Origin of the sequence: Marinithermofilum abyssi, assembly GCF_014641195.1 — a bacterium.
Taxonomy (GTDB): domain Bacteria; phylum Bacillota; class Bacilli; order Thermoactinomycetales; family DSM-45169; genus Marinithermofilum; species Marinithermofilum abyssi.
On record NZ_BMHQ01000003.1, the window covers coordinates 113,289 to 133,239 of the forward strand.

The following is a 19,951-nucleotide window of genomic DNA, read 5'->3' on the forward strand; positions in this document are numbered from 1 at the left end:
CAGTTGTCTCTTGGCAACGGGTATCAGATGTGTTATCCTGTTTTCTAATAACAATGAAAAAGGACGGCACTCAATGATCGGAATGAGGTAGAGGTGCGGGTCCGCAATAGTACCTGTCCGGAGAAAGGCATCGAGGATGGACAGGGAAAGGGCGGCTCGCCGAAGTGCACAGGGTGCCCAGCTCTGTGTGCTGGTCAGTTGCTGAAGAAGTAACTGATTGCCGTGGCAATGGCCGCGGAGCGCTACCGTCAGAGGCAAGGGCGTTTTGCGGCAACAGGTGCGGTGATCGCGGTTGCCGTTTTTTGTTATTGAGGATTACCCAGGGGAGGAGCGACCGGTCGAGCATGAAGCTGCATGGAACGAGTCGAATCAATGAACAGGGACATTTGGAAATCGGAGGCTGTGATGCGGTGGAACTGATCCGCACGTTTGGCTCTCCTTTGTATGTGATGGACGAAGCACTGATCCGGCATCGGATGCGTCAATTTATGGAGGCTTTTGAATCAACAAACCTTCCCTTCCAAGTGGCTTATGCCAGTAAAGCCTTCAGCACCCTTGCCATGTGCCGCATCGTGGACGAAGAAGGACTTCATCTGGATGTTGTTTCAGACGGTGAGCTGTTTACCGCATTGAAAGCCGGCTTTCCCCCGGAACGGATCTATTTTCACGGGAACAACAAAACCCCCGACGAGATCCAGATGGCGTTACATGCGGGGGTCCGGCTGTTTGTCGTGGATAACTTTGTAGAATTATCCCTGTTGGAACATCTGGCCGGCCAAGCCGGGACCATCGCACGGATCTTGTTGCGAACGACTCCCGGAGTGGAAGCCCATACACACAATTATATCCAGACCGGCCAGGAAGACTCCAAGTTCGGGTTTGACCTGGCAAGCGGCCAAGTCCAGGAAGCCGTCCGTCAAGCCATGGCTTCCCCCAACCTCCGTCTGGAAGGTTACCATTGTCACATCGGTTCGCAAATCTTCGAGGTGGAAGGCTTCCGGCTGGCCGTGCAAAAAATGGCGAATCTCGTGTCAGAATGCCGAGAGAGCTTCGGCTTTACCCCGTCGATTCTCAATATGGGCGGTGGTTTTGGTATTCGGTATCGGGAAGAAGACACACCGCTTCCGGTATCCCGCTATGTGGATGCCATCGCAGAAGCAGTCCGCTCCACGTTTCCCCAGCACGTGCCTGAAATATGGGTGGAGCCCGGGCGGAGCATCACAGGCGAGGCCGGCACGACGTTGTATACAGTGGGGACGATCAAAGAGATTCCGGGTGTCCGCAAATATGTTTCCGTTGACGGTGGTATGAATGACAATCCCCGTCCCGCTCTGTATCAAGCAGAATATGAGGCGTTATTGGCTAATCGGGCCCTGGAAGAACCGGAAGAAACGGTGTCCATCGCCGGAAAGCTTTGTGAATCGGGCGATATGCTGATCTGGGATATTTCGCTGCCCAAGGTGAAGACCGGTGATGTTCTGGCGGTGACATGTACCGGTGCCTATAACTATTCCATGGCCAACAACTATAATCGGGTACGTCGTCCGGCAGTGGTGTTCGTCCGGGATGGTATGGCGGATGTGGTCGTTGAACGGGAAACTCTGGAAGATCTGACTCGTAATGATCGGATCCCGGAACGGATGAAAAAGGAACATGTGCAGGGATGAAGTTGGCAGACATGTACTGAATCTAGTCTTTACGGTCTATGTCTTTATAAATAGTCGTTGAACAAAAAACCTCCTTTTGGAGGTTTTTTTTAAGATTCTCTATTTATATTGAAGCGTATTAGGAGCTCAGCTATACTATTTTTCGAGACTTGTATTCATCTTTAAAGGGATACAAGTTTTGGAGGAAGGACAAATTATCTGATCTTTACATAATTCTTGGTTGCGCAAATGCGTGACTGTTTGTCCTTCCATGCACTTTTTACAAGTTTTTCATATGAGGATAGAAAGGGTGATGAAGATTCGAATTGTTTTCGTAAGAGGACGGTTTGTCCGTTCTTTGGTGGTGGCGGTGACTGCAGTTAGCCTGATGATGACTGCTGTACCGAGTCAGTCGGTAGAAGCCAAAAGCAAAGAAGAGCTGGAAAAAGAGCTGGATAATAACCGAACCGAGCAGGGCAAGGTCAAAAAAGATATCGCTGCGCTCAAAAGAGACGTGGAAAAGAAAAAATCCGTGTTGAGCAAAGCGGAAAAAGCCTTGGAAAAGACGGAAAAAGCCCTGGAGAAGACCGAGAAAGACTTGAAGGCAGCACAGAAAGATGTGGATCGGACCGAAGGGGAATACAAAAAAGTAGTCCGGTCCATGTACATCAACGGACAGACGGCTAACCTGGAGTCCCTGCTCAGTGCCGGCTCGATCAATGAATTCTTGACTCGCTTCGAGTTTCTCCGTCTGATTGTGAAGCGAAATTATCAGGTGGTTAAAAAATATTACGATGCCCGTGATAAAGTGTTAAAAACGAAGGCAGAGCTGGAAAAGCTGCAGAAAAAGCAGAAGAAAGAAGCCCAAAAAGCCCAAGAGGCTTTTAATAAGCTGATGAAGGAAATGCAGAAAAACCAGGATGCCTTAAAAAATCTGGAGCATGAAGAATCGATCACCAAGCAGGAAATTCAGGAGTTGGGGCTGGAAAACCTCAAGTCTGGAAATTTCCCGTACCAAGGACCGCTGATGCGTCCGGTGAACGGCCCGATTACTTCGGGTTACGGGTATCGGGGAAGCGAGTTCCATACTGGGATCGACTTCGGAAATGATATTGGAACGCCGATTTATGCGGCTGCCAACGGAAAAGTGATTCGGTCCCAATCATGCAGCTGCGGATACGGATATTACATCATGATCGACCATGGTGGCGGGATCTTCTCTCTCTATGCCCACATGTGGGCGACCCAGGCACGGGTGAGTGTAGGGGATGTGGTCCGCAAAGGCCAGCAGATCGCGGCTGTTGGCAATAATGGGCGATCCACGGGTCCGCACTTGCACTTCGAAGTACACAGGGGAAGTCCTGGGAATTACACCAATCCGCTTCCCTATATGGAATAGTTCTGACGGCATGCGAGTCTGCTGACAACGTCCATTTACGAAAAAAAGAAAGCTCTTCTACCAAGGAGCTACCTTTGAACGACGTCCATTGACCGAGGCAAAAAGCGAGACAGACAAAGCTTTTCCTTTGTCTCACACCTTGGTCATCCCACGCAAAGAGCACAAGTCGTGCTTTTTCTCGCTCCGCTCCAAAGTCACGCTATGTTTCGGAGCGGACGGAATTGCGTCTGTGACGTCGAAGAGGGAGCGACGGGTAGAAGAGCTTTTTTTAGAGATTTTTTTGGAGATCTCGTGTCGAAAACCGGAGAATAAACGGATAATTGGACGGTTGTGGTATGATATGAGAGGAATCGAATAGAGAAAGGGGGGTATGCTCGTCGATGCGATCATGGTTAAAAGGTGTATCCGTGCTGGCGACGCTGGGTACATTTATCATTTTATTAATGGGTGCGCTGGTGACTAAAACCGGATCCGGAGAAGGATGCGGCAATACATGGCCCTTCTGTAACGGTGAAGTATTTCCCACCTATCATACACTGGCTTCGATGATTGAATACAGTCACCGGATTGTTTCCGGTCTGGTGGGGTTGATTGTGGTTATTCTCTCCGTCTGGGCCTGGAGGGCATATCGGGAGAATAAAGCAGTCAAATTTTTTGCTTTCAACAGTGTCTTTTTCATCGTGCTGCAGGGGCTGTTGGGAGCTGCCGCTGTTGTCTGGGGCCAATCGGATGCAGTGTTGGCATTGCATTTCGGCTTCTCGTTGGTTTCTTTTGCCAGTGTAGCCTTGCTGGCGGTATTGGTCTTCCGGCTGGATCGGGATCCGGGGGCAAGCCAATCTAAACCCGCTGTTTCCCGAGGGGTGCGGACCGGCATTTGGGGGCTGACGGTATTTACGTATCTTGTCGTCTATACCGGGGCGTATGTCCGTCATACCGGATCAAGCCTGGGATGCGCTTCTTGGCCGTTGTGTGACGGGGTGTGGCTGCCTGACTTTACGACTCAGCCGGGTGTGCAAATGCTGCACCGCTGGTTTGCAGCGGCGATGACCGTGTTTGTGGTGTGGCTGTATATCGCTGTGCGAAAATACTATCCACATCGGGCGGACTTAAGGCGGGGTGCGTTTCATTCCCTTTGGTTGACAGCAGCCCAAGTGCTGACCGGCGGTCTGATCGTCTTAACCAAACTGGAACTGATGATTGCCCTTTTGCACACGACCCTGATCTCCGCCTTTTTTGCAGCCTTGTGTTACCTATGCATGCAGGCCGGGATTCCGTGGCGCCGGTATGAACATGTGGAGTCGCCGGTTAAATAGACTTTTCTCGCGTGTTTTTGTATACTCAACTTGTAAGACGGTAGAAAAAGTGTATAGTTTCGTACATCCTTCGGGGCTGGGTGAAATTCCCGACCGGCGGTGATGGCGCTTGCGCCTCAGTCCGTGACCCGCCTTTGGCGGTGGACCTGGTGAAACTCCGGGACCGACAGTGAAAGTCTGGATGGGAGAAGGATGAACAGGTGGATGGATGAAAACCGGGGTAGGCAATCTTTGGTAATTATTGCCGTTGTTTTGTCGTACCCGCATTCCCAGGGAGCAGTCTGCCTTTTTATGACGGCATCCCCGGCTAGACGTCATAGAGAGAGGTCTGCCCATTTGATTCACCACCTTGTTCTGTTCTTCACAAACCAAGCCCTGATTGGATCAGGGCTTTTTCTTTTATCTGTGGAAAGAGGAGTCGTATATGGAAGCCCATCAACATTGGATGCGTTTGGCGGTTACGCTGGCGGAATCCGCGAGAGGTCAAACCTCTCCCAATCCGATGGTAGGGGCCGTCGTTGTGAAAGATGGGCGCCTGCTGGGGACAGGTGCCCATCTTCAGGCCGGAACGCCCCATGCGGAAGTACATGCGTTAAACATGGCCGGTGATGAAGCGAAGGGGAGCACTCTTTACGTCACGCTGGAGCCGTGCAACCATTACGGCCGTACGCCGCCTTGTACGGAAAAAACGATCGCTTCCGGAGTTTCCCGGGTGATTGTCGGCACCCGGGATCCGGATCACCGGGTTGCCGGTGAGGGAATTCGCCGGTTGCAGGAGGCGGGGATCGAGGTAGTTGAGGGCGTATTGGAACAGGAGTGCCTGCGCCTGAACGAGGCGTATTTTCACCACCGCCGCACGGGCAGGCCCTTTGTCACGCTGAAGACGGCGGTAACGCTGGATGGCAAGGTGGCTGCCCCGACTGGTGACAGCCGGTGGGTGACCGGTGAAGCTTCCCGGCTGCAGGTACACCGGATGCGTCATTGGCATGATGCGGTATTGGTGGGGGTGAACACCGTATTGAAGGATCGTCCCCGTTTGACGACGCGTTTACCGGAGGGGGGGAGCAATCCGATCCGGGTCATTTTGGACAGTCGTTTGCGGATTCCGTTGGATACACCCGTGACAGAGGTTTCGGAAGCGCCCACATGGGTCTATTGCACTGATGAGGCGGATCCGGAGAAAGAAAAGCTCCTGCGAAAAAAAGGGGTGCGGGTGGTTCGTACCAGCTCTGGTCCCCATGTGAATCTGGATGCTGTATTTACCGACCTGGGCCGGAAAGGCATTCTGTCGGTGTTGGCCGAGTGCGGTGGCCGGTTGAACGCTTCGCTGCTTCGGGAAGGGTGGGTGCAAAAAGTGGTTGTATTTATCGCTCCCAAATTGTTGGGAGGAAAGGAAAGCCCGACGGCGGTCGAAGGGCCCGGTTTTGCCAAAATGGCCGACGCTTTCTCATTGCATGACATTCATGTGGAGCGATTCGGGGAAGACATCTGTGTGAGCGGGTATCTCCCCCGGTAGAGGAGGGATCGGGATGTTTACCGGACTGGTGGAAGAAGTGGGACGTCTCCGCAAGGTGGAACGACAGGGATTGGCGATGCGGATGAGCATCTCCTGTAAAAAAGTGTTGGCGGATGTGAAGCTTGGGGACAGTATCGCCGTGAACGGGGTTTGTTTGACTGTCACCACCTTCGGCAGTGACTTTTTTGCAGTGGACGTCATGCCGGAAACGATAAAAAAGTCCAACCTGGGCCGATTATCCCCCGGGTCTCTTGTAAACTTGGAACGGGCGATGTCTGCCGGTGACCGCTTCGGCGGACATTTTGTGCAAGGACACGTGGACGGCATTGGAGAAGTGGTTTCCCGTACACCCCATGAGAACGCCGTGCTGTTTCGCATTCGCGTACCCGAATCGTTAACTTCCCTGATGGTGGACAAAGGTTCTGTGGCGGTGAATGGAATCAGTCTGACATTGGTTTCCGTGGAGAAGAACACCTTCAGCGTTTCTATCATCCCGCATACGCTGGAGATGACGTCGTTAAAAGAAACGCACCCTGGAGACACCGTCAATATCGAATGTGACATGATTGGGAAGTATGTGGCCAAACTGTTGGAGAAGAACAATCACGCGAATACAGGTATTACCAAAGACCAATTGATGCGGTTCGGCTTTGCTGACTGAGGAGGTGAAGCGGATGATCTCTTTTGATCCGATTGAAGAAGCCATTTACGAATTGATGCAAGGGCACGTGGTGATCGTGGTGGATGATGAAGACCGGGAAAACGAAGGGGATTTTGTGGCGTTGGCTGAGAAAGCCACCCCCGATGTGATCAACTTTATGATCACCCATGGGCGCGGACTCGTATGTGCGCCGATTACGGAGGAGCGGGCCCGGGAGCTGGATTTGCCGCCGATGGTGCAGCACAACACCGATACCCATGGAACGGCGTTTACGATTTCTATCGACCATATCGAAACGACCACCGGCATCTCTGCCCAGGAGCGCTCTCGCACCGTGCAGGCATTGATTGATCCAAAAGCCAAACCCAGCGACTTTCGCCGTCCGGGCCACATTTTTCCGTTGATCGCCAAAAAAGGCGGGGTTCTGCGCCGGGCAGGGCATACGGAAGCGGGGGTTGATCTCGCACGTTTGTGCGGTTCCTATCCGGCTGCGGTAATTTGCGAAGTGATCAAAGAGGACGGTTCGATGGCTCGGGTGCCGGATCTGATGGAAATCGCCAAACAGCATGATATGAAAATCATCACCATCCAGGATCTGATTCAATATCGCAATCGGAAAGACAAACTGGTGGAACGGGTGGTTTCCACGCGGCTGCCGACGGAATTTGGTGAATTTACGGCTTACGGATACCGCAACGAAGTGGATCACAAGGAACATATCGCGCTGGTAAAAGGGAAGATAGACCCGGAAGAACCGGTGATGGTCCGGGTCCATTCCGAGTGTCTCACAGGGGATGTATTCGGCTCGCACCGATGCGATTGCGGCCCGCAGCTCCACGCAGCCCTGACCCAGATCGAGCAGGAAGGGACGGGTGTGCTCCTTTACATGCGTCAGGAAGGACGGGGCATTGGCCTTCTAAACAAATTGAAGGCGTATAAACTGCAGGAAGAAGGGCTGGACACCGTCGAGGCCAACCTGAAGCTGGGCTTTTCCCCAGATCTGCGGGACTATGGGATCGGGGCACAGATCCTGCGGGATTTGGGAGTCCGAAAAATGCGCCTGTTAACAAACAATCCCCGGAAAATCACCGGGTTGAAAGGCTATGGTCTGGAAGTGGTGGAACGCGTTCCGATCCAAATGCCATCCCTCCCCGATAACGAAAAGTATCTGAGGACGAAGAAAAGCAAATTGGGACATATGTTGCACTTTTAACGGAGAAATCGAAGGGGGAAATGAAATGATGTCCAATGTATTTGAAGGTCAATTGACAGCACAGGGGTTGCGTTTCGGCATTGTGGCGGCTCGTTTCAACGAGTTTATTACAGGAAAACTGCTGGCAGGGGCCAAGGATGCTTTGATCCGACATGGTATGGATGAAAAGGACATCGATGTAGCATGGGTCCCCGGTGCATTTGAAATCCCGCTGATTGCCGATCAGATGGCGGCTTCGGGCAAATATGATGCTGTGATCACCCTGGGTGCCGTGATTCGCGGTGCCACCCCCCACTTCGACTATGTGTGCAATGAAGCAGCCAAGGGAATCTCTGCTTGCAGCCTAAAGCACAGCATACCGGTGATTTTCGGAGTGCTGACGGTGGATACAATCGAGCAAGCGATTGAACGGGCAGGCACCAAAGCTGGCAACAAAGGTTGGGAAGCTGCTTTGTCAGCTGTGGAAATGGCCAACCTGCAACGCTCCCTGAAAGAATCCCTTCAGGGCTGATCCTCTCAAGGGAGGAAGGGGACCGTGGATGTCCAAATCAAGCTGGAATCATTTGAAGGCCCGCTGGATCTTCTGTTGCATCTAATCGATCGGGCGGAGGTGGATGTGTGTGACATTCCCATCGCCCGCATTACCGAACAGTATATGGCTGTTTTGTCGACGATGCGGGAGTTGGAATTGGAGATTGCCAGCGAATTTTTGTTGATGGCGGCCCACTTATTGGCGATTAAAAGCCGGATGCTTCTGCCCCGGCCCGAGCCCGAAGATCCCCTGATGGACTACATGGACGAAGAAGAGGTGCTGGATCCGCGGGAGGAACTGGTCCAGCGGCTTTTGGAATACAAAAAATACAAGCGGTTGTCCGAGGTATTGAGGGAACGGGAGGAGTTTCGCAGCCAGGTGTACACCCGTCCGCCGATGGATTTAACACCATATGCCAAAGAAAGCAATCCCGTTGAAGGTATTTCCCCGGATGATTTGCTGGAAGCTTTTGTGGAGGTGTTGCGAAACCGGCGAGAAGCAGAGACCTCTTCCACAGCCCAATTGACTCGGGATGAAATCTCGGTCAGCGACCGCATGGAAGAGATTGCGAAGCTGCTTTATGCCAGCGGGGGTTCTCTTCGTTTTTCCCAGTTGCTCCAGACGCGCTGGATTACCCGGGAACGGGTGATCACGACATTCCTTGCGTTGTTGGAGTTGTTAAAAACCAAGCGGGTGTGGATCCGGCAAGAGCAATTGTTTGACGATATGCGGATCGAAGCGCCGCCGGGAGAGGAGGGAACGCTTGTTGAAGCGTGAAACGTTAAAGGCTGTCATTGAGGGGTTGTTGTTTGCGGCGGGGGAGGAAGGTTTGAAACCCGCGGAAATCGCCGAGGCAACGGAAGAGAAACTGGCCGTTATCAAAGAGCTGATTCAGGAGATGCAACGGGAGTGGAAAGAGCAAGGACGCGGCATTCAAATCGTCGAAGTGGCTCAGGTGTATCAGTTGACCACCTTGCCGGAACACCGGATTTATTATGAGAAGTTGGCCCAATCTCCCACGCGTTCTCAACTTTCCCGGGCTGCTTTGGAAACGTTGGCGATTATCGCTTACCGCCAGCCGATTATTCGGGCGGATGTGGAAGAGATCCGTGGCGTCAAATCGGAAAAAGCACTGACCCAGTTAAAGCGAAAAGGGCTGATCAAGGAAGTGGGCCGTGCCGACGGAGCTGGTCGTCCCATTTTGTATGGAACCACCCGGGAATTTCTCGAGTATTTCGGCCTGAAATCATTGGAGGAGCTGCCTGCTCCGGATTCCATCTTTAATTGGGCGGAGATGGAGGCGGAGCGGCAGGAGTTGTTCCAACGGCTGGGCGTAGAACCGGAAGGGGCTCTGTCGGAAGAGGAATGGACAGACGAAGAAGGGACCGCAGCCGGTTCCGAAGCGGGTTAAAGCGGCAAAAGAGAGGGGTTTCATCACGGTGAAATCCCTCTCTTTCATTGTTATGTATGAAGTCCGTCTTCTTTGCCGACAATGAAATTAAGCAGGAGGCGGGACGGATGGGTTATGGATGGGCCATTGCAGCGGGTTGCTTCGTGGGTTTGCTGTTATTGATTCCTTTTACCACTTTGCGCGTCCATTTGACTTATCGGCGCAAGGAAAAGGAGGATCATGTTTTTATCCGAGTCAAGTGGCTGGGCGGTTTGATTCGGTTTCAATATGAGGTCCCTCTGCTGGATACGGAAAACAGTTTGCAAGCTAAAACAAAAACGACATCCAATATCCCTGGTCTGAAAAAACGGCAACGGATGAGGATCACACTACAGGATATCAAGCGGGCGAAAGAACGGTGGAGTTGGCTTCGAAGACGCGTCGCAGACCTGTATCGGATCATCCGTCGTTTTTTGAGCCGGGTCACTTGTGAACGGTTGACTTGGACCACTCGGCTGGGAACAGGGGATGCTGCCGATACAGGTGTATTAACGGGGATTGCCTGGGGCGTCAAGTCTACGCTGGTGGGTGTGGCCGGTTCGTATATCCGATGGAAAACGAAGCCCGATTTGCAGGTAACACCACACTTTACCGACAGAGTGTGGCAAACGGAATTGGACTGTATAATTCGGTTCCGCATCGGGCATGCTATGCTTGCTTTGATCTGTCTGTTGGTACACATGCGATGGAAAGGGGATGAACGGACATGGCAGAAGAGCATCCAATTCAAGGGCTAATGACAACAGCGATGGAAAACATCAAGGAAATGGTGGATGTGAATACCATCGTCGGCGATCCTGTGGAAGCTCCCAATGGTAGTGTAATCATTCCTGTTTCCCGTGTCGGATTTGGATTTGCTGCCGGTGGAAGCGAGTTTACGGGTGCGGGATCTTCTCAGAATGGCGGCTCTCCTGATGATTCCGGAGGGAATCGTCCGGATTCCAAAGGGAAGAAAAATCATCCTTTTGGAGGCGGGAGCGGGGGCGGGGTTTCCATCACGCCGGTGGGTTTCCTGGTAGTCAATGAAAAAGGGGTTAAACTTCTTAACATGGAAGGGTCTACTCATTTGTATGACCGGTTGATTGATTTGGCTCCTGGGGTCATGGAAAAAATCAAGGGTTTAGGCAAAAAAGACAAGGGGTTTGACGAGCCCAAAACGAATATTTGACATCTCAAAGCCGGCTTCGCGGAAGCGGCTTTTTCTTTTTTTCATAACCCCGGGAGACAGGCATATATATGTCTGTAAAACAAGCTGGTAGGTGGAGAGGTCATGCGCGCAACTGTCATGATACTCATCTTGTGCATGGGATGGATAGCCGTTTGGCTGCCGGCAGCAGAGGCATCCGAGCCGATGAGCCCTCCTTCCCTCAGCGCTCAAGCAGCGGTGCTGGTTGACGTCCAGTCCAATCGCGTGTTGTTTGCCAAAAATGCCGATAATCGAATGCGAATAGCCAGCTTGACCAAAATCATGACGGCGATCGTCGCCATTGAAAACGGTCGCTTAGGTGAAAAAGTGAAAGTGGGACCCCGGGCAGCCGGAGTGGAAGGTTCCTCGATTTATCTGAAAGAAGGGGAAGAGATCCCGCTTGAGCACCTGTTGTACGGATTGATGCTCCGTTCCGGGAACGATGCGGCTGTGGCGATCGCGGAGCACATCGGAGGTTCTTTAAACGGCTTTGTGTACATGATGAATGAAAAGGCGGAGTATCTCGGCTTAGAAGGGACTCATTTTGAAAATCCTCACGGGCTGGATGCACCGGAACACTACTCCACCGCTCGGGATGTAGCGAAGCTGACGGCGTATGCTTTGAAAAATCCCACTTTCCGGAAAATCGTCGGTACACAAGTAAAGACGGTACCCTGGCCGGGGGAGCAGTGGCACCGCAAATGGTATAACAAAAACAAAATGTTGCGTCTCTTTCCCGGCGGGGATGGTGTGAAAACGGGATACACCAAGCTGTCCAAGCGCACACTGGTCTCCTCTGCCACCCGGGATGGCCGGCAGTTGGCTTGCGTAACCCTGAATGCGCCGGATGACTGGAACGATTCCATGTTTTTGCTCGAATACGGTTTCCGGGAGTTTACTCCGGAATCCTTGGTTCATAAAGGAGAAGTGATGGCAGATATTCCTGGAGATGAACAACCGGCTTTGGCGGTGGTGACTACCAAAGGGTTTCGTTATCCCTTGCGTTCAGGAGAAGAACAAGAGATCTCCGTGAAGCCGATGATTACCTACCCATTGGCCAAAGTCCGCAAAGAAGGGACCCGAGTGGGGACGGCACGGATTTACCTCAAAGGCAAGCCCATTGGATCGGTTCCCCTGGAAGTCAAAAAGAAGCCGGCGGAAGATACAGCGCTGGGACAATGGCTCTCCGTTCTGGCCTATATGGTCGGGAGAGGGGGATAACCGGTGGTCAACTATATTTGGCTGTTCATGTTGATCAGCGGAGTGATCGCCGCAGCGATGCAGGGACAGATGGACATCGTGACAGCAGCAGCGCTGAAGGGGGCCAAAGAAGGCGTTGCGGTATGCTTCGGTTTGATCAGCATCCTGGTGTTTTGGCAGGGAATGATGCGCATTGCCCAGCATGCGGGTCTGCTGGATAAGTTGGCTCGGGTGTTGGCTCCGGCAGCCCGTCTGCTGTTCCCGGATGTACCGAAAGACCATCCGGCACTAGGATACATTGTATCCAATATGAGCGCCAACTTGTTTGGACTGGGCAATGCCGCAACTCCGATGGGGATAAAAGCAATGGAAGAACTGCAAAAGCTGAATCCTGATCCGAAGTCGGCGACGCCGGCGATGTGTACCCTGCTTGCATTGAATACATCCAGTCTCACACTGATTCCCACAACGATGATCGGTTTGCGCATGGAGTACGGGTCTGTGCAGCCGGAAGTGATTATCGGTACGACCATCTTTGCCACCTGCTGCTCAACACTGACCGCCATTGTTCTGGATCGATGGTACCGCCGGCGGTTGAACGCTTAATCTCATCGAAAATACGGGAGAGGGGGGATCAGGATGGACTGGATGATGGCCGTGTCTGAATGGCTGCTTCCAGCTTTGCTGGCTTTCATTCCTTTATATGCTGCTTTTCGAAAGGTACCGGTGTATGAAAGTTTTGTCGACGGGGCAAAAGACGGTTTTCCCACCGCCATCCAGATCATTCCCCATCTTGTGGGCATGATGGTGGCGGTGTCCGTGTTTCGGGAAACGGGGGCGTTGCAGTTTTATCTCGGGTTGCTGAAACCGCTATGGTCTGTGGTTCACTTTCCGGAAGAAGCCGTTCCCCTTGCCCTGCTCCGTCCCATATCCGGAGCAGGGTCGCTGGCCTATATAGAGAGTCTCTTCCGGACCTACGGACCCGATTCCTTCATCAGCCGGTTGGGGGCGACGATGCAGGGAAGTACCGACACTACCTTGTATGTGCTGACCGTATATTTCGGAGCGGTCGGAATCCGCAACTCCCTCTATGCGATCAAAGTGGGATTGATGGCGGATTTGGCGGGAATGCTCGCCTCTTGGCTGGTGGTGACCTGGGTGTTTGGAAGCTAGCTTTTATTGTTGATAGCAAGCGGCCTTAGGTGCTGACAAAGTTTCTCGATATAAGCGAAGAACTCTTTTGCCCGAGCAGCGACTTTTGACGACGAACTTAGCGACAAGATAGGAGACGAGACAAAAAGCGGCACATAGCGCGACCTGGGAGCTTGCGACCATGGCGTGACGTGTGCCCTGTGGGTACTTGTACTTTTTGAGTACATTCCGCATGGTGCCGCGTCTCGTTGAATCTGTTGGAACAGACAGCATCACATCTGTGACGTCGGAAAGGGAGCGACGGGCAAAAGAGTAGAAGCTATCTTTCTGAAGCCCTCAGTTGAGGGCTCTTTATTGTTCTTTTTGTGACACACAGGGTAAATCGCTTGTGAATCCCTGCATGGATGGATAAGATGGACAATGAGGTGGAAAAATGGAGCGGTTACAAAAGGTGATGGCACGGGCGGGGATCGCATCGCGCCGCAAAAGTGAAGAGTGGATTCAACAAGGGAAGGTACGCGTCAACGGCCAGGTGGTCACGGAGCTCGGCGTCAAAGTGGACCCGGCCCGGGATGTAATTGAAGTGGAGGGGCGGCGGGTTCACCTGGAAAAACAACGAGTGTTATTGTTTTATAAACCAAAACGGGTGATTACGAGTTTGTCTGATCCCCAAGGGCGGAAAACCATAACGGATTACATACGGGACATACCGGAGCGGGTGTATCCGGTGGGACGGTTGGATTATGATACGGAAGGCTTGCTGATCCTGACCAATGACGGGGAGTTGGCTCATCGCTTGGCACATCCCCGCTACGAGGTGGACAAGTGCTACAAAGCAACCGTAGAGGGACACCCTGACGAAGATAAGCTGGAGCGCCTGCGAAAAGGAGTCCCCTTGGTGGATGGGCGAACGGCCCCGGCAAAAGTACGTCTGTTGGAACAAAAAAAAAATACCAGTGTCTTGGAATTGATCATACACGAAGGGCGCAATCGGCAAGTGCGACGGATGTGCGAGGCGGTGGGCCACCCGGTTCGCCATTTGATTCGCACACGGGTGGCCTTTTTGGGATTGGGAGCCTTGCGTCCGGGGGCTTATCGTGAGCTTACGGAATCGGAAGTGGCTCGTTTGAAACAATTGCTTCGGTTCCCATCTTTCAAATAATTTTCATACGACTTCTTCGGTGCCCAAAAGAACGAGAGGTATAATGTTGGATGGTGGAACGAACGGCTTACCGTAACGGGGGTGACATTCATGGAAAATACCAAGTGCGAGTGCGGCCACAATAACCCCGTCGGTACCATTTTGTGCGAGTACTGCGGAAAACCGTTGGATGAATCGGAATCGTCGGGCCAGCCCTTGGAGATGCGCTATGAAGGGAAAGCACGACGTTCTCAAACCCAGAACACCACGTGGTTTGACAGGGTATGGAACTTTTTTTCTTCCGTCAAGGTGGCGGTATATTTAATCCTCATTACTTTGTTGGCATCGGTCTTGGGTACGTTGCTTCCACAGGAGCAATACATTCCTTCCAACCGGCCGGATGCGTATTATCCACAGAAATACGGCACGATCGGAGACATCTACTACCAGCTGGGTTTGCACCGTATGTACGAATCCTGGTGGTTTATCACCCTTCTGTCGATGATCGGCATTTCTTTGGTGGTGTGCAGTCTGGACCGGGTGATCCCGCTGTATCAAGCGCTGAAAAATCAACGGGTGGAGAAAAACATCTCATTCATCTTGCGACAGAGAATTCATCAGACTGTGTCGACGAAGGAAAAAGAAAAGGAATCGGCACTGGATAAATGGATGAAAGTCCTGCAAAAGAAAGGGTATCGCGTACGCCGGGAAGGTGATTCCCTATTAGCGGAGAAAGGAAGGTTCAGCCGCTGGGGACCTTATGTCATCCATATCGGCTTGATTCTGTTTTTGTTCGGTGTTCTGCTCCGGTTGCTCCCTGGCTGGGCGATGGATGAGTTTGTTTATGTACGGGAAGGGCAGATCAAAAAAATTCCCGAGACTCCTTTCTATGTGAAGAATGTGAAAGCGGACATCGAATTGTATGACCCCCAAGAAATGCCGCAGAAGCTGGAAGAACAAACGCCGGTGGTAAAAAAGTATGAAACCGACACCATCCTGTATGAAAAAAATGCTTCCGGCAGGTTGAAACCGGTGCATCGGGATGCCATCGTGGTAAACCAACCGATGGAATACAAGGGGCTCCTCTTGTATCAGGCGGATTTCCAGCCCAATCAGGCAGAGGCGATTCGTTTAGGGGTGAAGGACAAGAAAACAAAGAAAAAGTTGGGATCGATACGGATTGACTTATATGATCCCAAGCCGACTTATGCCTTAAAGAACGGCGTGACAGTCCGCATCCTGGACTATTTCCCGGATTTCATCATGGATGGCAACCGTCCCACCACAAAATCGGAAAACCCCAATCGTCCAGCGTTTATTTTTGAGGTAGATTCGCCCAAGCTGGATGAACCGGAGAAATCCTGGATGATTGCCGGTACGAATCTGGATGATTTGAATCGAAAAAACCGCTACACGATGGACTTGGAAAAGATCGAAACGGTGAATGTGTCCGGATTGAAATTCCGCACAGAAAAGAGTTTGCCGGTGATTTTGTTCGGCGGGGTTGTAGCGATGATCGGTTTGGTCATGGGCTTCTTCTGGTTCCACCGCCGGGTCTGGATCCGCTGGGCAGAAGACCAGCTCTATATCGGCGCCCATACCAACAAAAACTGGTACGGGATCCGCCGAGAGCTGGAGCAAGTGTCGAAGGAATGCGGCTTGCATCTCTCCTTTACTCCTGAAGAAGGGCAGGGGAATCAATAATGGTACATCTGATGGAGTATCTGTTGTTTGGCACCTTTATTTTGTATGTCATATCTTCCGTAGCCTTTGTAACAGCGATCACCGGCAAAAAGTCCAGGGATGGAGAAAAAGTTCACCTGGCTCGGTGGGGAAAACGGGGACTCTTCTTTGCCTCGGCCGGAGCGGTGTTGCAAGTGGCGTTCACGGTGACCCGCATTTTGATCAGCGGATTTTTTCCCACCAGCAATATGTTTGAATTTACGGCTTTTCTGTGTTTCGCCATTGTGGTGGCCTTTATCGTCATCTATTTCATGTACCGGACCGTGACCTTGGGGGCATTTGTCATGCCTCTGGCCGTCATTATGCTGGCTTATGCGGCGGTATTTCCCCGGGAAGTGAAGCCCTTGATCCCGGCTTTGCAAAGTTATTGGCTGCACATTCATGTTACCACCGTGGCGCTGGGGGAGGGGGCCTTGGCGGTCGGTTTTGTGGCCGGTTTGATCTACCTGATCCGGTATGTGGGATTGGACCGAAACAGCCGAACAGCCACCATGCTGGAAGTGTGCATGGTCGTCGTGTTGATGTTCGTCGGCTTTATTTTGGCTTCCTTTGCCTTTGGAGCCGTCGGTTATCAGGCTTCCTTCCAGCATGTGTTTGAAGGGCAGACCGTGGTACAAAAATACGACATGCCGCCCATCGTGGCACCGATAGATAGTCAGGCTCTTCAGGTACAGCCGTTCCTCGGCTGGCGAGGTCCGCTCTTTGAAGCACCTTCCTGGATGCAGGGGGAAAAGGCGGCCAGCAAATTCAACTCGGTGTTGTGGTCCGCACTGACGGGGCTTCTCCTATACGGTGTCCTCCGCTTACTGATCCGCAAACGGGTATACGAGCTCTTATACCCGATGGTAAAGCATTTGGATCTGGAAACCGTGGATGAAATCAGCTATCGGGCCATCGCTATCGGATATCCGATTTTCACCTTGGGAGGTTTGGTTTTCGCCATGATCTGGGCCCATGAAGCCTGGGGCCGCTTCTGGGGATGGGACCCCAAAGAGACGTGGGCGTTGATTACCTGGCTCTTTTACAGTGCCTATCTGCATCTTCGTTTGTCCCGAGGCTGGCAGGGGCTCAAATCGGCGTGGATGTCCGTGGGCGGGTTTATTGTGATTATGTTGAATCTGATCATGATCAACCTGGTCATCGCGGGTCTTCACTCCTATGCTTCCTGATTGGGAACAGATAAGGTATGGTATGATATAGAAAAGATCGTGAACTTTTGGTCGTCAGTGAGGTGAGTCCGTTGGCTAAACAGGAACACATTCTTGTCGTAGATGATGAAGACCGGATTCGCCGCCTGCTCCGTATGTACCTGGAGCGGGAGGGGTATCGGATTGATGAAGCAGAAGACGGAGAAGAGGCGCTTCAAAAAGCGTTGGAGCAGGATTACGACTTGATCTTGCTGGACTTGATGCTGCCGGGAACGGATGGATTGGAAGTCTGCCGGGAGATTCGCAACAAAAAAGCGACGCCGATTATTATGCTGACCGCCCGTGGGGAAGAGAGCAACCGGGTGGAAGGGTTTGAAGCGGGAACGGATGATTACGTGGTCAAACCCTTCAGCCCCCGCGAGTTGGTGCACCGGGTGAAAGCGGTGCTGCGCCGGGCGTCGGCGACGGCCTTTTTATCGACGGAGACAGAAACGCACAATGTGATCGTGTTTCCGGAGCTGACCATTGACCACGATGCCCATGAAGTGCGGGCAGGCGGGAAAGAGGTCGCGCTGACCCCCAAGGAGTACGAGCTCCTTCATTACCTGGCATCGAGCCCGGACAAGGTGTTTACCCGGGAAGAGCTGTTGCGGGACGTGTGGAACTATGAGTTTTTCGGAGATCTCCGCACGGTGGATACCCATATCAAACGTCTCCGGGAAAAATTGAACCGGGCATCGCCGCAAGCCGCCAAAATGATCAACACGGTTTGGGGTGTCGGATATAAACTCGAGGTGCCGAAAGAATGATCCTGCGCAGTGTGGTCGGCAAGTTGTGGCTGACCATCATCGGACTGGTGACGATCGTGCTGCTGGTGCTCAGTGTTTTTCTGAGCGAGCAGATTATGGATACCTACTATGAGGCCCAGTTGAACAGCTTGGAAGCCTTGGGGCAACACATTCAAGAAACACTGCAGCAAACGGGGACGGATCAGTCCGAATATCTCAAAACCGTGTTGAAGGTGGCGGACTTATACAATACCTACATGATCGTCCTCGGCCCCGACGGTTCGGTGGAACCGATCGGGGTTTCCCCTAATGTGCCCGATATTCCTTGGCAGGATATTCTGGAGCAAACCCCGATCGACAAAGTGTTTCAAGGGCAAAAACAGGTGATTCGGGGCAAGGTGATGGTCGGCAAAAACTGGGAGTCGACCTTTCCGCTGTTCAAGGATGAGATTATGATGGTCGCTTATCCGTTAAAGGATCCCGACGGTCGGGTAAAAGGCGCGATTGTGTTGTATCAGACCCAGGATCAGTTGAGCGAAGGTTCCATCAAAAAGCTGATCCATTATTCCGCATTGATCGGGATTGTTTTGACCACGATTTTCGCCTTTTTTCTGTCGACACGAATTACGCAGCCCTTGATTCAAATGAAGCGGGCAGCGGAAAAAATGGCCAAGGGGCAGTTTTCTACCCGTGTGCCTGTACGCTCCCACGAGCGGGATGAAATCGGGGATCTGGCACTTGCGTTTAACCGGATGGCCGCTCAGCTGGAAGAATCGATTCATGCATTGTCCCAGGAAAAGGAGCAGTTGGCCAGCGTTTTGCGCAGCATGGCTGACGGCGTGATTACGCTGAATGCCCAGGGACGGGTGATTGTGACCAATCCCCCTGCAGACAAGTTGTTGAAGGAGTGGCATGGGGACAAACCGGAAGAGGACTCCCAGGATCTTCCCCAGCCGCTGTATGAGATTTTTACCACAGTGATCGAAGAAGAAAAGGAACAAACCGGGGATATCACGTTGCAGGGACGAACCTGGGCCTTTGTCATGGCCCCTTTGTATGCGCGGGATCAGGTACGAGGGGCTGTGACGGTGCTGCGGGATGTGACGGATGAGCGCCGCCTGGATAAGATGCGGAAAGACTTTGTGGCCAATGTCTCCCATGAACTGCGGACGCCGATCTCCATGTTACAGGGTTACAGTGAAGCGTTGTTGGATGGAATTGCCCAGACGCCCGAAGAGCAAAAAGAGATTGCGACAGTTATTCATGATGAATCCATGCGGATGGGTCGGTTGGTTCATGAACTGCTGGATCTGGCTCGCATGGAGGCGGGCCGGATCCGGCTGGAACCGGGGAAGGTGGATGTGGTCCGTTTATGCCGGCGCATCCTTCGCAAATTCCAGAATATCGCTCACGAACAACGGGTGCATCTGGAAGGGGAGATTGCGGAACCGCTCTCCAAGGCGTGGTGGGATGAAGACAAGGTTGAGCAAGTGTTGACCAATTTGGTGGATAACGCGATTCGTCACACTCCGGAGTCCGGCCAGGTGACGTTGCGGGCAGCGGAAGAGCCGGAAGGCTTCCGGCTGGAAGTGGAGGATACCGGCAGCGGTATTCCGGAAGAAGATTTGCCTTTCATTTTTGAACGCTTCTACAAAGCAGACAAGGCACGTACCCGGGGCAAACAGGGGGGTACCGGTCTGGGTCTGGCGATTGTGAAGCACTTGATCGATGCCCATCAAGGCAGTGTATCCGTCACCAGCAAGATCGGGGAAGGCACGAAGTTTGTAGTGCGCTTACCGCATAAGGTGCCGGAAAGGGAAGCAGAGTGAGAAAAAGGCCACGCACATTTAGGTGCGTGGCCTT

Annotated in this window: 19 protein-coding genes and 2 riboswitches; all 19 genes read left to right on the forward strand. The window is 52.5% G+C overall.

Annotated elements, in window-relative coordinates; all coding sequences use genetic code 11:
* The first annotated feature begins 80 nt into the window (after positions 1–80).
* Positions 81–253: riboswitch (Lysine riboswitch) on the forward strand.
* A gap of 91 nt (positions 254–344) precedes the next feature.
* Positions 345–1,667 carry a diaminopimelate decarboxylase gene (gene lysA, locus IEW70_RS04980; protein ID WP_188646833.1) on the forward strand — a complete coding sequence of 441 codons (1,323 nt, stop codon included), beginning with the start codon at positions 345–347 and terminating at the stop codon, positions 1,665–1,667.
* Positions 1,668–1,959: 292 nt separating this feature from the next.
* A complete protein-coding gene (locus tag IEW70_RS04985) occupies positions 1,960–3,045 on the forward strand; it encodes a murein hydrolase activator EnvC family protein (protein WP_188646834.1) in 1,086 nt (361 codons plus the stop codon).
* 380 nt (positions 3,046–3,425) lie between these two features.
* Positions 3,426–4,358 carry a COX15/CtaA family protein gene (locus IEW70_RS04990; RefSeq protein WP_188646835.1) on the forward strand — a complete coding sequence of 311 codons (933 nt, stop codon included), beginning with the start codon at positions 3,426–3,428 and terminating at the stop codon, positions 4,356–4,358.
* 62 nt (positions 4,359–4,420) lie between these two features.
* Positions 4,421–4,555, forward strand: a riboswitch (FMN riboswitch).
* A 227-nt stretch (positions 4,556–4,782) separates the two neighbouring features.
* Positions 4,783–5,874, forward strand: a complete 1,092-nt coding sequence (gene ribD, locus IEW70_RS04995; RefSeq protein ID WP_188646836.1) for a bifunctional diaminohydroxyphosphoribosylaminopyrimidine deaminase/5-amino-6-(5-phosphoribosylamino)uracil reductase RibD — start codon at positions 4,783–4,785, stop codon at positions 5,872–5,874.
* A gap of 13 nt (positions 5,875–5,887) precedes the next feature.
* Positions 5,888–6,535 carry a riboflavin synthase gene (gene ribE, locus IEW70_RS05000; RefSeq protein WP_188646837.1) on the forward strand — a complete coding sequence of 216 codons (648 nt, stop codon included), beginning with the start codon at positions 5,888–5,890 and terminating at the stop codon, positions 6,533–6,535.
* Between the two features lie 13 nt (positions 6,536–6,548).
* On the forward strand, positions 6,549–7,748 hold the full coding sequence (locus IEW70_RS05005) for a bifunctional 3,4-dihydroxy-2-butanone-4-phosphate synthase/GTP cyclohydrolase II (RefSeq protein ID WP_188646838.1): 1,200 nt from the start codon (positions 6,549–6,551) through the stop codon (positions 7,746–7,748).
* A gap of 28 nt (positions 7,749–7,776) precedes the next feature.
* Positions 7,777–8,259, forward strand: coding sequence for a 6,7-dimethyl-8-ribityllumazine synthase (gene ribH, locus IEW70_RS05010; protein WP_188647065.1), 483 nt, complete (start codon positions 7,777–7,779; stop codon positions 8,257–8,259).
* Positions 8,260–8,283: 24 nt separating this feature from the next.
* On the forward strand, positions 8,284–9,057 hold the full coding sequence (locus tag IEW70_RS05015) for a segregation and condensation protein A (RefSeq protein WP_188646839.1): 774 nt from the start codon (positions 8,284–8,286) through the stop codon (positions 9,055–9,057).
* A complete protein-coding gene (gene scpB / locus IEW70_RS05020) occupies positions 9,047–9,691 on the forward strand; it encodes an SMC-Scp complex subunit ScpB (protein WP_188646840.1) in 645 nt (214 codons plus the stop codon). Before IEW70_RS05015 ends, scpB begins: the two co-directional genes overlap by 11 nt.
* 107 nt (positions 9,692–9,798) lie before the next feature.
* Positions 9,799–10,467, forward strand: coding sequence for a DUF2953 domain-containing protein (locus tag IEW70_RS05025; RefSeq protein ID WP_188646841.1), 669 nt, complete (start codon positions 9,799–9,801; stop codon positions 10,465–10,467).
* Positions 10,437–10,898, forward strand: a complete 462-nt coding sequence (gene ytfJ / locus IEW70_RS05030) for a GerW family sporulation protein (protein WP_188646842.1) — start codon at positions 10,437–10,439, stop codon at positions 10,896–10,898. The genes IEW70_RS05025 and ytfJ overlap by 31 nt, the downstream gene beginning before the upstream one ends.
* 102 nt (positions 10,899–11,000) lie before the next feature.
* Positions 11,001–12,137, forward strand: a complete 1,137-nt coding sequence (locus tag IEW70_RS05035; protein ID WP_188646843.1) for a D-alanyl-D-alanine carboxypeptidase family protein — start codon at positions 11,001–11,003, stop codon at positions 12,135–12,137.
* Between the two features lie 3 nt (positions 12,138–12,140).
* Positions 12,141–12,722, forward strand: coding sequence for a nucleoside recognition domain-containing protein (locus IEW70_RS05040; protein WP_188646844.1), 582 nt, complete (start codon positions 12,141–12,143; stop codon positions 12,720–12,722).
* A 33-nt stretch (positions 12,723–12,755) separates the two neighbouring features.
* On the forward strand, positions 12,756–13,289 hold the full coding sequence (locus tag IEW70_RS05045; RefSeq protein ID WP_188646845.1) for a spore maturation protein: 534 nt from the start codon (positions 12,756–12,758) through the stop codon (positions 13,287–13,289).
* Between the two features lie 412 nt (positions 13,290–13,701).
* Entirely contained in the window at positions 13,702–14,430 is a 729-nt protein-coding gene (locus tag IEW70_RS05050) for a pseudouridine synthase (protein ID WP_188646846.1), read from the forward strand.
* Positions 14,431–14,520: 90 nt separating this feature from the next.
* On the forward strand, positions 14,521–16,113 hold the full coding sequence (locus tag IEW70_RS05055) for a cytochrome c biogenesis protein ResB (protein ID WP_188646847.1): 1,593 nt from the start codon (positions 14,521–14,523) through the stop codon (positions 16,111–16,113).
* Positions 16,113–17,321: a c-type cytochrome biogenesis protein CcsB gene (ccsB, locus tag IEW70_RS05060; RefSeq protein ID WP_188646848.1), complete on the forward strand. Its 1,209-nt coding sequence runs from the start codon at positions 16,113–16,115 to the stop codon at positions 17,319–17,321. Before IEW70_RS05055 ends, ccsB begins: the two co-directional genes overlap by 1 nt.
* A gap of 71 nt (positions 17,322–17,392) precedes the next feature.
* Entirely contained in the window at positions 17,393–18,109 is a 717-nt protein-coding gene (locus IEW70_RS05065; RefSeq protein WP_188646849.1) for a response regulator transcription factor, read from the forward strand.
* Positions 18,106–19,917, forward strand: coding sequence for an ATP-binding protein (locus IEW70_RS05070; RefSeq protein ID WP_188646850.1), 1,812 nt, complete (start codon positions 18,106–18,108; stop codon positions 19,915–19,917). Before IEW70_RS05065 ends, IEW70_RS05070 begins: the two co-directional genes overlap by 4 nt.
* Positions 19,918–19,951: the final 34 nt, after the last annotated feature.